General features: G+C 34.3%; 17 protein-coding genes. 16 read left to right on the top strand and 1 reads right to left on the bottom strand.

Annotated features, from left to right (window positions below; all coding sequences use genetic code 11):
- Positions 1-277 precede the first annotated feature (277 nt).
- The 16 genes from DFR78_RS10785 (at position 278) to sigH (ending at position 16263) form a co-directional block, all read left to right on the top strand.
- Positions 278-748: a CtsR family transcriptional regulator gene (locus DFR78_RS10785; RefSeq protein ID WP_114458851.1), complete on the top strand. Its 471-nt coding sequence runs from the start codon at positions 278-280 to the stop codon at positions 746-748.
- Entirely contained in the window at positions 748-1281 is a 534-nt protein-coding gene (locus DFR78_RS10790; RefSeq protein ID WP_233487055.1) for a UvrB/UvrC motif-containing protein, read from the top strand. The genes DFR78_RS10785 and DFR78_RS10790 overlap by 1 nt, the downstream gene beginning before the upstream one ends.
- A gap of 2 nt (positions 1282-1283) precedes the next feature.
- Complete coding sequence (locus DFR78_RS10795) at positions 1284-2315, top strand: protein arginine kinase (RefSeq protein WP_114458853.1); 1032 nt, start codon at positions 1284-1286, stop codon at positions 2313-2315.
- Positions 2316-2330: 15 nt separating this feature from the next.
- Positions 2331-4751 (top strand): ATP-dependent Clp protease ATP-binding subunit, encoded by a 2421-nt coding sequence (locus DFR78_RS10800; RefSeq protein ID WP_114458854.1) that lies wholly within the window; start codon positions 2331-2333, stop codon positions 4749-4751.
- 120 nt (positions 4752-4871) lie between these two features.
- A complete protein-coding gene (gene radA / locus DFR78_RS10805; RefSeq protein ID WP_114458855.1) occupies positions 4872-6245 on the top strand; it encodes a DNA repair protein RadA in 1374 nt (457 codons plus the stop codon).
- Between the two features lie 12 nt (positions 6246-6257).
- Positions 6258-7340, top strand: a complete 1083-nt coding sequence (disA, locus tag DFR78_RS10810; protein WP_114458856.1) for a DNA integrity scanning diadenylate cyclase DisA — start codon at positions 6258-6260, stop codon at positions 7338-7340.
- Positions 7341-7429: 89 nt separating this feature from the next.
- Positions 7430-7930, top strand: a complete 501-nt coding sequence (locus DFR78_RS10815; RefSeq protein WP_114458857.1) for a CarD family transcriptional regulator — start codon at positions 7430-7432, stop codon at positions 7928-7930.
- 37 nt (positions 7931-7967) lie between these two features.
- Positions 7968-9065: a PIN/TRAM domain-containing protein gene (locus DFR78_RS10820; protein WP_114458858.1), complete on the top strand. Its 1098-nt coding sequence runs from the start codon at positions 7968-7970 to the stop codon at positions 9063-9065.
- Positions 9066-9080: 15 nt separating this feature from the next.
- Positions 9081-9767 carry a 2-C-methyl-D-erythritol 4-phosphate cytidylyltransferase gene (gene ispD, locus DFR78_RS10825; protein WP_114458859.1) on the top strand — a complete coding sequence of 229 codons (687 nt, stop codon included), beginning with the start codon at positions 9081-9083 and terminating at the stop codon, positions 9765-9767.
- Positions 9768-10301, top strand: coding sequence for a 2-C-methyl-D-erythritol 2,4-cyclodiphosphate synthase (gene ispF, locus DFR78_RS10830; RefSeq protein WP_114458860.1), 534 nt, complete (start codon positions 9768-9770; stop codon positions 10299-10301). It begins immediately after the preceding gene.
- Complete coding sequence (locus DFR78_RS10835) at positions 10288-11079, top strand: HutP family protein (RefSeq protein WP_114458861.1); 792 nt, start codon at positions 10288-10290, stop codon at positions 11077-11079. The genes ispF and DFR78_RS10835 overlap by 14 nt, the downstream gene beginning before the upstream one ends.
- Positions 11080-11112: 33 nt before the next feature.
- The gene (gene gltX, locus DFR78_RS10840) at positions 11113-12582 is read left to right on the top strand and encodes a glutamate--tRNA ligase (RefSeq protein WP_114458862.1); all 1470 of its coding nucleotides are present in this window, start codon (positions 11113-11115) and stop codon (positions 12580-12582) included.
- A gap of 63 nt (positions 12583-12645) precedes the next feature.
- Positions 12646-14109 carry a cysteine--tRNA ligase gene (gene cysS / locus DFR78_RS10845; protein WP_114458863.1) on the top strand — a complete coding sequence of 488 codons (1464 nt, stop codon included), beginning with the start codon at positions 12646-12648 and terminating at the stop codon, positions 14107-14109.
- A 1-nt stretch (position 14110) separates the two neighbouring features.
- The gene (gene thyX, locus DFR78_RS10850; protein ID WP_114458864.1) at positions 14111-14806 is read left to right on the top strand and encodes an FAD-dependent thymidylate synthase; all 696 of its coding nucleotides are present in this window, start codon (positions 14111-14113) and stop codon (positions 14804-14806) included.
- A 4-nt stretch (positions 14807-14810) separates the two neighbouring features.
- Positions 14811-15545: a 23S rRNA (guanosine(2251)-2'-O)-methyltransferase RlmB gene (rlmB, locus tag DFR78_RS10855; RefSeq protein ID WP_114458865.1), complete on the top strand. Its 735-nt coding sequence runs from the start codon at positions 14811-14813 to the stop codon at positions 15543-15545.
- A 58-nt stretch (positions 15546-15603) separates the two neighbouring features.
- Positions 15604-16263, top strand: a complete 660-nt coding sequence (gene sigH / locus DFR78_RS10860; RefSeq protein ID WP_114458866.1) for an RNA polymerase sporulation sigma factor SigH — start codon at positions 15604-15606, stop codon at positions 16261-16263.
- A 13-nt stretch (positions 16264-16276) separates the two neighbouring features.
- Here the strand turns inward: sigH and DFR78_RS12460 are convergent.
- Positions 16277-16468, bottom strand: a 192-nt coding sequence (locus DFR78_RS12460; protein ID WP_369834971.1) for a hypothetical protein, incomplete at its 5' end; no start/stop codon positions are given.

The raw sequence follows: 16468 nt of genomic DNA on the forward strand, positions 1-16468 counted from the left end.
CCAAGTATGGCAGAAGAAAAGAAAGAAAAGCTCTACTCAAATTGGAAGCGCGCTGTAGAAAGAGCTCAGGGTTGGTCAGAAGAATAAAATAGTTTCCAGAATTACAATGGTAAGATTTTAATTTTACTAAAAAACGAATATATGCTCAAAACCGGCAAAGGAAGTTAAGTTTTGCCGGTTTTTTTTATAAAAATAGGGAAAAAAACTTGCATTTTTTCATAAATATTGTATTATATAATAAAAGGTCAAGAATAGTCAAAGACAGGAGGCGATTATTATGGCAAGTTTATCCGATCAAATAGAAAATTATTTAAGGCAGCAGTTAAATAAGTATAAAGGACGAGTTAAGATTAAAAGAAATCAGCTTGCTGATAACTTTGACTGTGCTCCTTCACAGATTAATTATGTTTTAGATACAAGATTTACAGTAGAAAAAGGATATGTTGTAGAAAGTCAGCGTGGTGGAGGTGGATTTATTAGGATTATTCGAGTGAAGCTGAATTCCAGCAAAAAGGTTATACAGCAGATAATATCAAATCTAAAGGATGAACCAATAAGTCAAAAAGAGGCAGAAGGAATTATAAATAGGCTGTATGAAAATGATTTTATTTCTAAAAGAGAGTATTATTTGATGAAGATGGTAGTACACAGAGATGTAATAGGCATCAGTCTGCCGGAAAGAGATTATTTGCGGTCCAGACTGATGGAAAATATGCTTGAAGTTATTTTTAAAGTGGAGGAGGATTAATGATGCTCTGTGATCGATGTAAAAAAAATGAAGCAGTTGTTTATTTGACTAAAATTGTAAATGGACATAAACAGGAACTGCATTTATGTGAAAAATGCGCAGAGGAGACAGGACACATTAATTTTGCTCCGGATAACAATCTGAGTTTTCAGAAATTTTTATCAGGAGTTTTAAACTCACATCTATTTGAAAATGAAAAGGAGATTAAAGATAATAATAACAGTAAGAGTAGGAAAGTATGCAGCAGATGTGGATCCAGTTTTGAAGAATTTTCTCAAAAAGGTCTTTTTGGTTGTGCTGAATGTTATGATGCTTTTTCAGAGAAACTTGAACCGTTGATGAAAAGAATTCATGGAAGTACCTATCATTCTGGTAAAATCCCAAGAAAAATTAGAGATACAGTTAAATACAGAAGAGATATCAATAAATTAAAAAAATTGATGGATGAAGCTGTTGCAGAGGAAAATTTTGAAAAGGCAGCTGAAATTAGAGATAAAATCCGTGTAATAAAAAACAGCATGGAGGAAGATTAAAGATGAATAAAGTAAAAGAATTTAATAATCCGCTGATTGGAAAAGGGCCAGAAAAAGATGTTGTGGTCAGTAGCAGGATTAGACTTGCAAGAAATTTAGAAAATTTTCTTTTTCCAAATAAAGCTGATAGAAAAACAAGAAGTGAAATTATTGCTTTTTTAAAAAATAATGTAGAAGTTTTTTCTTCTGATGATTATATGTTTATGAAAATGGACCAGCTTGATAATATTGAAAAAGAGCTGCTTTATGAAAAAAATTTTATTAGTGCTGAACATGCAAGGGAAAATAGTGAAAGAGCTTTAGTTATAAATGACAATATAAGTGTAATGATAAATGAAGAAGATCACCTGAGAATACAGATTATATCTCCTGGATTAAATTTTAATGAATTATGGGAAAAAATTGATTTGCTTGATGATAAAATAGAAGAAGATGTTGATTATGCATTTTCCGAAAAATTGGGTTATTTAACCTCATGTCCGACAAATGTTGGTACAGGTTTGAGAGCTTCAGCAATGTGTCATCTACCTGCTCTAACTTTAACCGGGAGATTAAGAAATATTTTGGGAGCAATAGGAAAATTTGGTTTAACAGTTAGAGGTGTTTATGGCGAAGGAAGCAGTTCCAGTGGTGGTCTTTATCAGATTTCAAATCAAATAACATTGGGTCATTCTGAAAAAGAAATAATTGAAAATTTATACAGCATATTGGGCCATATAATTTATGAGGAAAGAAAAAGCAGACAGCTTTTAATTAATAATAAATATGATAATATAAAAGATAGTGTTCAGAGATCTTTAGGAATTTTAAAATATTCGCATCAAATTGAAGAGGAAGAAGCTTTAAAACTATTGGCAAAAGTTAAATTTGGACATGATACAGGTTTAATTGAAAAAGGAGATGTAGAAAATGATTTTTTCAGTGATTTATTAATTAATGTAAGGCCAGCTCACTTACAAATTAGTGAAGAAAATATTGATCAAGAAAATTTGAATATCATTAGATCAGAAGTAATTAAAAATAAATTGATATAAGGGAGAGTGAAGAGAATGTTTGCAAAATTTACTGAAAGAGCTAGAAAAGTTCTCAGTCTGGCTGAAAAAGGAGCTTTAGATTTAAAGCACAGCTATGTAGGTACAGAGCATATTTTGTATGGGCTTATAAAAGAAGGTCAGGGAATAGCAGCTCGTGCCTTAATTGACAATAATATTAGTGTAGAAAATGTTAGAGAAAAGATAATTGAAATGATTGGTGAAGGCAAAAATGAAGTGAATGGATCTATTGGTCTGACTCCCAGAAGTAAAAAAGTGTTAAATCTGGCTATGGATGAAGCAAGAAAAATGGGGCATAATTATATAGGTACAGAACACCTTCTTTTGGGATTAATTAGAGAAGGAGAGGGTGTTGCAGTAAGAATACTAATAGAATTAAACAGTGATTTAGAAAATATAAAAGAAGAAATAGTGGATTTACTTGGCGGTAAAGACAATCTGAAGAAAAAATCAAAATCATCAAAAAGAAAAACAAACAATCTGGATGAATACAGCCGAGATTTAACAGAAATGGCCAGGGAAAACAAGTTAGATCCTGTTATTGGGAGAGATAAAGAAATTCATAGAGTAATACAGGTATTGAGCAGAAGGACCAAAAATAATCCGGTTTTAATTGGAGAACCGGGAGTTGGTAAAACTGCGATAGTTGAAGGGTTGGCACAGATGATTATTAGTGAAAATGTACCAGAACTTCTTTTAGACAAAAGAGTTGTTTCTCTTGATTTAAGTGCTCTTGTTGCCGGTTCAAAATATCGGGGTGAATTTGAACAGAGGTTAAAGTCAGTAATGAATGAAATTATCAATAGTGGTGATATAATATTATTTATTGATGAGATGCACACACTTGTAGGAGCAGGAGCAGCAGAAGGTGCAATAGATGCAGCAAATATTTTGAAACCTGCTCTGGCACGGGGAGAACTTCAGGCTGTTGGTGCAACTACACTTGATGAATACAGAAAATATATAGAAAAAGATGCTGCATTAGAAAGACGTTTTCAGTCTATTTTAATTGAAGAAAATACTACAGAACAGGCAATAGATATTCTTAAAGGTTTAAGAGATCCATATGAAGCACACCATAAAGTTAAAATCAGTGATGAAGCATTAGAGTCTGCAGTTCTGCTTTCTCACAGATATATTTCAGATCGTTTTCTGCCTGATAAAGCTATAGATTTAATAGATGAGGCAGCATCTAAAGTGCGCCTCAGCAGTAATACCAGGCCGAAAGAATTTAAAGAGCTTAATAAAAAAATAGAAGAGGCTGAAAAAGAAAAAGAAGCAGCTGTAAAAAATCAGGAGTTTGAAAAAGCAGCTAGAATGAGAGATAAAGAAAAAGAGCTAAAAAAAGAAATGGAAGAACTAAAAAACAGCTGGGAACAAAAAAAGGGAATGACAGAATCTGTTGTAACACCTGAAGATATAGCAGAAATAGTATCCAGCTGGACAGGTATACCTGTCACAAAACTTGAAGAAGAAGAAACATCGCGTCTAATGCGGCTGGAAGATGAACTTCACAAAAGGGTAATAGGGCAGGATGAAGCAATCAAGGCTGTTTCTGAAGCAGTAAGAAGAGCCAGAGCTGGATTAAAAGATCCTAAAAGACCAATTGGTTCATTTATTTTTTTAGGACCTACAGGTGTTGGTAAAACAGAACTTGCAAGAACACTGGCCGAAGCAATGTTTAATGATGAAGATGCAATGATTAGAATAGATATGTCTGAATATATGGAGAAACATTCAGTTTCAAGACTTGTAGGATCACCTCCAGGCTATATAGGTCATGATGAAGGTGGACAGCTTACTGAACCGGTAAGAAGAAGGCCATATTCTGTAATTCTATTTGATGAGATAGAAAAAGCACATCCAGATGTATTTAATGTACTGCTCCAAATTCTGGAAGATGGAGTTTTAACAGATACACATGGACGAAAAGTGGACTTTAAAAACACAATAGTAATAATGACTTCAAATGTTGGTGCGGACTTTATAGAAAAGCAGTCTCAGCTTGGTTTTAAAGCAGAATTTGATGAAAAGGCTGATTATGAATCTATGAAAGACAATGTAATGTCTCAGTTGAGAAGAACATTTAGACCTGAATTTTTGAACCGCCTTGATGAAACAATAGTATTCCACTCCCTCAGTAAAGATCATATAAAAGAAATTGTTGATTTAATGCTTGACGATTTAAGAAAACGCCTGGAAGAAAAATCTATTAAAATTGAAGTAACAGAAAAAGCTAAAATTAAGCTAGCTGAAGATGGATATGATGCAGAATTTGGTGCTAGACCTCTGCGCAGAACAATACAAAAACAGATTGAGAATCCATTATCAATAAAAATACTCGATAAAGAAATAGAAGAAGGCAGTAAAGTGGAGATAGATTATGATGGAAATGAACTTAAATTTACAAAAAAATAATGGTCAGCATAGTTCATATTAAGTACGCAGATAGCTTGTAAAAAGTTGTAAAAAATGATATAATTATATGGAAACAGAAGTTATTTAAAGAAAAAATTATCTATTCAGGAGTACAGATATATGGCTAAAGAAAAAAGATATTATGTTTGCAAAGAATGTGGATATAAATCAGTTAATTGGATGGGAAGATGTTCCAGCTGTGGAAACTGGAATACTTTTGTAGAAAAAATTGAAGATCCAAAAAATAAAAAAACAAGAATAGAAATTGGAGTAAAAGAAAACAATGAGCCTCTTCCTATAACTAAAATTGCTGCAGTAGAAAAACAGCGCCTTACGAGTGGCATTGAAGAATTGGACAGAGTTTTAGGAGGGGGAATTGTAGCTGGTTCTCTAGTTTTGCTTGGTGGAGCCCCTGGTATTGGTAAATCAACACTGATACTTCAGGTGGCTTCTCTTTTTAGTGAAAAATATGGAAAAACTCTTTATTTTTCTGGAGAAGAATCGGCTCAGCAGTTAAAAATGCGTGCAGAAAGATTGAAATGTGTTAATGATAATCTAAATATTTTTACTGAAACTGATTATACTCTGTTTGAAAATCACCTGTCAGAAAATCAGGATTACAGTTTTATTGTTGTTGATTCTATTCAGACTGTGCATATACCAGAAAAAGATTCTGCACCTGGAAATATGGCACAGGTAAAAGAGATTACATCACGGCTTTTAAAACTGGCAAAAACAACTGGAATACCAATTGTTTTAATTGGTCATGTAACAAAAGAAGGAGAGCTGGCCGGACCTAGAGTAATGGAACATTTAGTTGATACTGTACTTCAATTTGAAGGAGATAATTATCATATGTACAGAATGCTCAGAGCAAGAAAAAATCGCTTTGGATCTACCAATGAAATTGGTGTTTTTGAGATGACCTCTTCAGGAATAGAGGAAGTTAAAAATCCGTCCAGTTTTTTTATTAATGAAAGGCTTGAAGGAGTTTCAGGTTCTATAGTTGTGCCTGTTTTGGAAGGGAGCAGAACACTTCTTGTAGAAGTTCAATCTCTTGTTACAGATGCTGCTTTTTCTTCTCCACAGCGGCTGACAACAGGTGTGAATTACAAAAGGGTATCACTGCTGCTTGCGGTATTGGAGAAACGTCTGGGAGTAAATTTTAGAGATCAGGATGTTAATGTCAATATTACAGGTGGTTTATCGGTTGAAGAACCTGGACTTGATCTCGGTATTGCAGCGGCTATAATTTCCAGTTATAGAGATATTGCTTTAAATAATAAGATGGCTGTGGTTGGAGAAATTGGCCTTGCTGGTGAAGTTCGAGCAGTTGGACAGATAGAAAAAAGAATTAATGAATTAAAAAAAATTGGCTTTAAACATATTATTATCCCCGAAGCCAGTCTTGATAAAATTGAATTTAATCCAGAAACCACAATAGATGGGATAAAAAATATAAATGAATTTATAAAAATAATTTTTAATAAATAGTGAGGTGAAGAGATGGAACAGTATGACGAAAAACTGCTGGATATTTTGAAAATATTAGCACCAGGTACAGATTTTAGAGAAGGCCTGGAAAATATACTTCGTGCACAGACAGGAGCTCTTCTGATTGTTGGAGATAGTGAGGAGACACTTTCTCTGGTTAACGATGGTTTTGAGATTAATACTTCTTTTACACCAACTAAACTATATGAACTTGCCAAAATGGATGGAGCCATTGTACTTGACCGTGATGCGGAAAAGATACTGGTTGCAAATGCTCAGCTTATTCCTGATCCAACTATACCATCTACTGAGACAGGCACCAGACACAAAACTGCAGAAAGAGTTGCAAAACAGACCGGAGAACTTGTAATAGCTATTTCGGAAAGAAGATCCATAATAACTATTTATAAAGCAGATTATAAACATATTTTAGAAGATATAGGGGTAATACTAACAAAAGCCAACCAGGCAGTTCAGACTCTGGAAAAATACCGCTCTGTTTTTGATCAGGCGTTAACAAATTTAAGTGCTCTGGAGTTTGAAGATCTAGTTACAATTTCAGATGTGGTAACAGTAATACAGAGAACAGAGATGGTTTTGAAAATTCAGCGTGAGATTGAAAAATATATTTCTGAACTGGGTACAGAAGGCAGATTGATAAAAATGCAGCTTGAAGAACTTGTTACAAATGTAAAAGAAGAGGGAATTTTGCTGATTAAAGATTATATTGCTGAAGCAAAAGATGATGAGGAACAGCCCAAACCAGAAAATCTGTTGGAAGAGTTGACTGACTGGTCTTCAGATGAAATACTTACTTTAAACACTATAAGCAAAGCACTGGGATACAGCGGTAGTGTTAATGCACTTGATCAGTCAATTTCACCGAGGGGATACAGGATTCTCCGCAAAATACCTCGACTGCCGATGCCGGTTATAGAAAATTTAGTAGAACATTTTGATAAACTGCAGGAAGTGATCAGGGCATCAGTAGATGAACTGGATGATGTAGATGGAATTGGAGAAGTAAGGGCACAGGCTATTAAGGATGGTTTGAGGAGATTAAGAGATCAGGTTCTGCTGGACAGACATATATAACATAAATTTATGAGATTGACGGGTAAAATAGTGGATGTTATAATTATATTATGGTATTTTGTTGCTTTTATTAAAGAGGAGTGGATCATATGTATAAAATAGGTGATAAAGTCGTCTATCCTAATCATGGTGCAGGTACTATTGTTTCCATAGAGACTAAAACTATATTAGATGAAAAAAAAGAGTATTATATAATGAAACTTCCAATTGGGGAAATGAAGGTAATGATCCCGGTAGAGAAAGTTGATGAGATAGGAATTAGACGAGTAATTGATGAGCAGACAGCAGATGAGGTTTTTGATCTGCTGAGAGGTGATAAAAGCAAAATGTCACAGAATTGGAATCGGAGATACAGGGCCAATATGGAAAAACTTAAAACAGGCGATATTTTTGAAGTTGGGGAAGTAGTACGTAATTTGACTATTAGAGATCAGGAAAAAGGTCTTTCTACAGGAGAAAAGAAAATGCTCAGCAATGCAAGACAGATTTTAATTAGTGAACTGGTTCTTGCAAAAGATATGTCAAAAGAGGATATTCAGGAAAAACTAGATAAACTTTTTGCTGAACATGAAGAGGATAATGAAGAGTAACAATTATAACTAAACAGATGGAAAAGGAGGTGATATAATGTTAAAAAAAATTATGAGAGTTATTTTTGGTATTTTTGGTGGAATTATAGGATATAATCTTGTATATGTATTTTCCCTTGCCAGTGATTATAAATTTAGCTGGCAGAATTGGAATGATTTATTTTTAACCACACAATTTCTCGGTATAGTAATTGGAACTGCTACCGGGTTTTTTCTTATCTATTATATTTTAGAAAGATCTCTTTCTCTTATTGCAGGATTTGAAATAAAGTTAAAAGAAATAACCTGGAAAAAAATAATAATTGGAATTATTGGACTTATAATTGGTCTTATTTTTGGTGCTATTATAAATTTTGTTTTTTCGATTCCTAAAATTCCAAGAGTCGGAATGCCTATTCAGATTCTTATTAATGTTACTTTCACCTACATGGGTTTTGCACTTGCTTTAAACAGGGAAAAAGATATCAGCAAATTTTTGTTTGACAGCAGTAAAAATAGCATGGAATATATGCAGAATAAAAACAGCAGCAGTGATAAAATTCTCGATACTAGTGTAATAATTGATGGAAGAATTTATGATATATGTAAAACTGATTTTATAGAAGGTAAATTAATAATTCCAGAATTTGTATTAGAAGAACTCAGACATATTGCAGATTCTTCAGATGCACTAAAAAGAAATAGAGGTAGAAGAGGTCTGGATATATTAAAAAAGATGCAGAATACTGCAAAGATTGATGTTAAAATAGTAGAAAAAGATTTTGAAGAAATTGCAGAAGTTGACAGCAAACTTGTCAGATTAGCACAAATTATTGATGCTAAAATACTTACTAATGATTATAACCTAAATAAAGTTGCTGACCTTCAAGGTGTTGTTGTATTAAATATAAATGAGCTGGCAAATGCAGTAAAACCAGTGGTCTTACCTGGAGAAGAAATGGATGTAAAAGTTATTAAAAAAGGTAAAGAAGATGGGCAGGGTGTTGCCTATTTAGATGATGGCACTATGATAGTAATTGAGGAAGGTGTTAAATATATGGGTGATAATATTTCAGTACTTGTTACCAGTGTACTGCAGACTGCAGCAGGGAGAATGATTTTTGCTAAACCTAAAGTTAATGAAAATGCAATGTAGAAAGAGTGAAAAGCTATGGAGAAAATAGGAATCGTAATACCGGCCGCAGGACAGGGCCGCCGAATGAATAGAGAAATAAATAAGCAGTATCTACAGCTTGGCTCAAAACCTATTTTGTACCATACTTTAAAAGCTTTTGTTGACTGGGGAAAAGCTGCAGAAATAGTTGTAGTACTGCATCCGGATGAAAAAAATTTTTTTCAGCAAAAAATTCAACCCTTTTTTTTGAAAAGGGATATAAATTTAACAATGGTAGAAGGTGGAAAGACAAGAAAAGATTCAGTTTATAATGGATTGTGTGGATTCAGTCAGACTGTCGAATATGTAATGGTTCATGATGGAGCAAGACCTCTGCTCAGTGTTGAATTGATTGAAAGGTGCTATGTAGAGGTTTTGAAACATGATGCAGTTACATGTGGAGTAAAGGTAAAAGATACTGTAAAAATAGTAAAAGATGGATTTGTAGTTGAAACTCTGGAAAGAGAAAAGTTATCTGCAATACAGACACCACAGGCATTCAAAAAAGATTTAATAATAAATGCACATAAGGACTTTGAACGGGATACAGCACTTGATGATGCATCAATAGTAGAAGAATATGGGCACAGCGTTTTTGTAGTTAATGGAGAATACAATAATTTTAAAATAACTACACCTGAAGACCTATTTCAGGCAGAACTGGTTATAAGGGAGCGAAGATAATTGTTTAAAGTTGGATTTGCTTATGACAGTCACAAGTTTTCTTCAGACAGAAAACTCATAATAGGTGGAGTAGTGATTCCATCAACAAAAGGGCTTATGGGACATTCAGATGCAGATGTGCTTACACATGCACTAATGGATGCACTTTTAGGTGCTTTAGCTGAAGGAGATATTGGAAAGTATTTTCCAGATGATGATCCACAGTATAAAGATATCAGCAGTCTAAAACTGCTCAGAACTGTAGTAGAGAGAGTGGAGAGTTCTGGTTATGTAATTAACAATTGTGATTTAACTCTGGTAGCAGAAAAACCCAAAATTTATCCCTATAGTGATAAAATAATAGAATCACTCAGCAGGGAAATGAATATCAAAAAAAATAAAATAAATCTTAAAGGAACAACCAATGAAAAAATGGGTTTTATAGGTAGAGGAGAAGGTATTGCTGCATATGCAGTGGTAAGTATTGTTGAGAAGGAAATTTTTTATTTTTTTCAGAGGGTTGGCAAAGAAGGGAGCAGATATGATGTTAGTTAAAGATATCATGACTGAAGGTCCGATTACAGTAGAACCGACTACGACTATACTGGAAGCAGAAAAGATACTTTCCATTAATAAAATAGGACGTCTGCTGGTTGTAGAAGATGATAAACTGGTTGGAATACTCACAGATGGTGATATAATTTCGGAAAAGGATTTAAAGGCTGCAGTAAAAGAATTTATGTCAGTAGATTTAATAACTATAAAAACAGATAATACAGTACAGGAAGCAGCTAAAGTTTTATCTGATAATAGAATTGGCGGTCTGCCTGTTTTTGATGGAAAGGGAAATTTAGTTGGTGTAGTCACAGCCGAAGATATTGTTTATGGTTATTTGAAAGATGAAGAAGAAGAAATGGCAATGGAAAAGAAAACTATTACTCCAGAAAGCTCTGCTATTTATCTTGCAATGACACGGAGCAGAGATTATGAATCATACTGGTTAAAAAAGATTGAAGGATATGGGTACAGAGGAGCAATTACTCAGACCGGTGCTAATGCCGAAAAGCTGCCGATTAAACTTCGTGAGAGTACAACAGTTGCAGCAATTGCCCGAGGAGTAATTAGCGAAAATTCCCGAGAAAAAATGGCTATCTCCAATGCAGTTAAAGATGCTTACAGTCAGCTGGCTCTAATTAATCCAGGTCTTGGCGGAGGTTTTAAAATTGCTGTAGTTAGAGGAGAAGGACATATTTCAGCAGCCATATTTGGACGTTTTGGTCATGCTCTGGTAGATGGTCCAGAACAGCTGACAGTTGGAACAAGTGTTATATAAAAATAATAGGAGATAATTAGGAGGAATAATTTTATGAATGATATAAGGCTGCGCTTCCCACCCAGTCCAACAGGAAAAATTCATATTGGTAATATGAGGACTGCACTTTTTAACTGGATTGTTGCCAGGCAGAAAGGCGGAAAACTTGTTCTCAGAATAGAAGATACTGATCAGGCAAGATCAACAAAAGAATTTGAAGATATAATACTGCGGGAAATGCAGTGGCTGGGCTTGGATGCAGATGAAGGTGTTGGTATTGGTGGTGATTATGGACCATACAGACAGACTGAAAGAATTGATATATATAAAGAATATGCAGAAAAGCTGCTTGAAGAAGGAAAAGCCTATCACTGCTACTGTACACAGAAAGAACTGGAAGAAATGAGGGAAAAAGCACTGGCAGAAGATAGAATGCCGCGTTATGATGGTTCATGCAGAAATTTAACAGAAGAAGAAAAAGAAAAATTTCGTCAGGAAGGAAGAGAACCTGTTATAAGGTTTCGCCTGCCTGATAAAAAGGAAGATATAATTGTCAGAGATTTGATCAGAGGTGATGTCAAGTTTAACAGTTCTGTACTGGATGATTTTATTATCTTTAAATCAGATGGTATGCCTACATATAACTTTGCTGTAGTAATTGATGATGCTCTGATGAAGATTTCTCATGTTATTAGAGGAGAAGATCATCTTTCCAATACTCCAAAACAGATTCTTCTTTACAGATCTCTCGGGTTTGATCTGCCTAATTTTGCACATCTTCCTTTAATACTGGATGAAAACAGAGCAAAACTCAAAAAAAGAGGCAAAGATTCTGTCTATGTTGGGGAATTTAGAGAACAGGGATATCTTCCTGAAGCACTATTTAATTTTATGGCTCTATTGGGCTGGTCTCCCGGTGATGAAGAAATACTTTCACGTGAGGAAATTATTGAAAAATTTTCGATTAAAAACGTTAATAAAAGTGGTGCGGTATTTGATAGAGATAAATTAAACTGGGTCAATGGAAAATATATTAGAGAAAGTGATCTTGATAGAATTGTTGATCTTTCTATACCTTTTCTTGTAAAAGCCGGTTTAATTGATGATAAACAAGCTGTTCAAGAAAGAGAATGGCTGAAAAAGGTTATCGATGAAGTTAGAACTTCTGTAGATTATCTTGCACAGATACCTGAAGAAGCTGAATTGTTTTTAACAGATATTGAATTTTCTGATAAGGAAAAGGCGGCTGAAGAATTTGCTGGAGAAGATGTGAGGCTTGTTTTTGAAACTCTAAAAGACAAACTTTATGCTTTAGAAAAGATTACACCAGAAGCAGTAGATAATATATTTAAAGAAATGAAAAATGAACTTCCTGTAAAAGCAAGAACAATTTATCACCCGGTTAGATTTGCCATAACCGCAAAAAAATCTGGCCCGGAAATGACTAGTGTTATTTCAATTTTTGGAGCTGATGAAGTTGCAAGAAGACTGGATTATGCACTTGAACTGGGTTCAGATAAATAAAAATAAAATGGGTCTTCCTCTTATTGAGTGAAGGCTCTTTTTTAAAGAGAGAGGGGTGTAAATATGCTGAGAGTGTACAATACTTTAAGCAGAGAAAAGGAAGTTTTTGAACCTGTAGAAGAAGGCCTTGTAAAGATGTATGTTTGTGGTCTTACAGTTCAAAATTATTCTCATATTGGGCATATCAGAAGTGCTATTAATTATGATGTAATTAGACGTTATTTAGAATATTTAGGTTTTGAAGTTCAATATATTTCTAATTTTACAGATATAAATGAAAAAATTGTTCTGCGTGCTGAAGAAGAAGGTATAACACCTGAAGAACTGGCCGATAAATATGCCAAAGCTTTTCTGGAAGATATTAAAGAACTTAATATAAGGCCTGCAGATATGTACCTCCGCGTCAGTGAAAACATTGATGAAATTATTGAGATGGTGCAAACTTTAGTTGAAAAAGGATATGCATATGAGGCTGATGGTAATGTCTATTTTAGTGTGGAAAGTTTTGAAGATTATGGTAAACTATCAGGTAGAACAATTGAAGATATGCAGGCTGGAGCCAGAATTGAAGTAAAAGAAGATAAAAGACATCCAATGGACTTTGCACTCTGGAAAAAAGTTGAACCTGGCAAAGGTTGGGAAAGTCCCTGGGGTGAAGGATGGCCGGGCTGGCATATAGAATGTTCTGCCATGTCTATGAAAAGGTTTGGTGCTACTTTTGATATACATGGAGGTGGAACAGATCTAATTTTTCCTCATCATGAAAATGAAATAGCTCAGTCAGAAGCATACAGTGGCAAAAAATTTGTTAAATACTGGCTGCATAATGGGACCGTTAATCTCAAAGGGGAAAAAATGTCCAAATCAGTTGGGAATTTTTTTACAACACGAGAGGTGTTGAAGCATTTCAGCGGAGAAATTGTACGATATTTTCTGCTGAGCAGACATTATGGAAGTCCTATTGATTTCAGCTTTGAACAGCTGGAAGAAGCCGAAACAGCTTATAAAAGATTAAGTAATACCAGAAAACAGCTGGCTGGAATACTGACCGGTCATATAGGTAATAATCAGGAAAATAAAGAAGCTAATAATAAATTTTCCAGAGCTATAAAAATAAGACAGGAAGAATTTGAAGAAGCTATGGATGATGATTTTAATACAGCCAGAACAATAGGAGTTATTCATGATTTTGCAGGAGACATAAATCGCTTTATAAATCGTACTGGATTTGAATTAAATGAGAAAAACTTTTCACTACTTAATGAAGCAGAAGAAGTGTTTATGCTGCTGGCAGATGTAATGGGTCTAGAATTTTCATCAGCTGAAAATTATGCAAATGACTCTGAACTTTTGAATTCACTGGTAGATATACTGCTTGATTTAAGAGAAAGTGCAAGAGAAGAAAAGGATTGGGAAAAAGCAGATCTCATTAGAGATCGATTAAAAGAAGTTGGTATTGTAGTAAAAGATACACCGCGCGGTCCTAAATGGGAAATTTCTTCTAAACTGAGAGATGAGGAGGTATGATATGGAAGTTAAAGCAAAAGCAGAATTAATTGATTATACAAAAAACCCAGAAAGAAATGTTGCAACTGCTGCAAGACTGTGTTATTCAAAAGATGGTGCAAAAGAACTACAAAAAAGAATGTCTGAAGAAGAAGTTAATAAATTAGTCAAAAAAGTGGTTGAAATGGGTCACCACTCAACATTAGAACATACTTATTTTTATTTTCATATAGTCTGCAGTCGAGTTACCAGTCATCAGCTTGTACGGCAGAGAATAGGCACTTCTTACAGTCAGAGATCGCAGAGATATGTTGTTGAAGATGAGTTTGATTATATTACTCCTCCTTCTATATCCAAAAACAAAAAAACAGCTGAAAAGTATCGAAGCTGGATGGAACAAGGGAAAGAGATCTATAAAGAAATGCTGGAAAATGACATCCCACCCGAAGATGCCCGTTTTGTACTTCCTACAGTAAAAACCAATTTAATGGTTTCATATAATGCTAGATCCCTTCATCATTTTTTTAGACTTCGCTGTTGTACAAGGGCACAATGGGAAATAAGAAGTATTGCAAACCAGATGTTAAAACAGGTAAAAGAAGTTGCCCCTGTTTTATTTGAAAAAGCAGGTTCTCCCTGTGTAACAGATGGTATATGTTCTGAAGGTGAGCTTAGCTGTGGTAAATTAGAAAGTTTGAAAAAAGAAAGAGGAGAATAAATTTATGGCTAGAATTGAAGGCAGGAATTCTGTTTATGAAGCTCTAAAAGGAAAAAGAAAAATCCATAGAATATTTATTCAGAATAATATATCCGGTGATAATATAGAGAAAATAAAAAAACTGGCTGAAGCAAAAAATATTTCTATAAATAGGATTTCAAAGTATAAATTAGATGAAACAGCTCTTTCCCATTCACATCAGGGTGTAATAGCAGAAGCTGATCCCCTTCCAGAATATACTTTAGGAGATTTATCAGCTGAAATAAAAGAAAAAGATAGTGACCCACTGGTGGTAATATTGGATGAAATTAAAGATCCACATAATTTTGGGGCCATTATAAGAACCGCCTATGCTGCTGGTGCAGATGCAGTTATATATCAGGAGAGGCGTGCTGCTGGCATAACACCGGTTGTTTTAAAATCATCTGCTGGTTCTGCCGAACATATACCTTTAATACAGGTTACAAATATTAATTATACAATTAAAGATCTAAAAGAGGAAGGTTTCTGGATAGCCGGTGCTGATGTTGGAGCTGATCAACTCCACTATGATGCTGATCTAAAAGGATCACTGGGTATAGTGATTGGGAGTGAAGGAAGTGGACTCAGGAGGTTAGTTAAAGAAAATTGTGATTTTTTAATAAAAATCCCTATGTTTTCTCAGCTTGGATCTTTAAATGCATCAGTTGCAGCAGGTATAATTCTCTATGAGGCTGTGCGTCAGAGATTGAAAAGATAATTCTTGACGAAGCCTTTTTAAACAAGTATAATAGTAATGTATAAGGAGGGGATTCTGGTTGAAAAGTAATGCTTATGAACTTGATTTTGATAATATAACTTTTGAAGAATATAAACAGATGGCCGATGATGAACTTATTGAACTGGTTCATCAGGGTGATGTAGAAGCTCAGGAAACCTTAATCAGGCGCTATAAGAATTTTGTTCTGGCTAAATCCAGATCTTATTTTCTTGTAGGTGCTGACCGGGAAGATATAGTTCAGGAAGGTATGATCGGTCTTTATAAAGCTGTACGAGATTATAAAATTGAACGTCTCGCTTCATTTAGAGCTTTTGCAGAACTCTGTATAACACGGCAGATTATTACCGCTATAAAAGCTGCAACACGCCAGAAACATCAGCCTCTGAACACATATGTTTCTTTAAACAAACCAATATATGACGAAGAATCAGATCGGACATTACTTGATGTACTTAAAGGTGGAAAGCTTTCTAATCCGGAAGTGCTTTTTATAAGTAATGAAACATATGATTTAATAGAAAAAGAAATATCAAGCATGTTAAGTGAACTGGAATTTGATGTATTACAGGAGTACCTTGAAGGGAAATCTTACCAAAAAATAGCTAATTCACTTGATAAGCATGTAAAATCCGTAGATAATGCTCTGCAGAGAGTAAAAAGAAAATTAGAAATATTTTTAGAAAAGCACAATATCTAGAAATATCTAATTTTTAATAAATTACTGCTGTCATTGACGGTAGAACAGCCTGCAGCTGACAGGCTTTTTTTGTGGGGTTTTTACCCGGGAATACGTAATACATACGAAGATATATTTTAAGGAGGACAAAAAAGATGGCAAAAAAGAAATTTGAAAGAACAAAACCACATGTTAACATAGGAACAATAGGACATGTTGACCATGG

It is taken from the genome of Halanaerobium sp. MA284_MarDTE_T2, assembly GCF_003337245.1.
GTDB lineage: Bacteria > Bacillota > Halanaerobiia > Halanaerobiales > Halanaerobiaceae > QPJE01.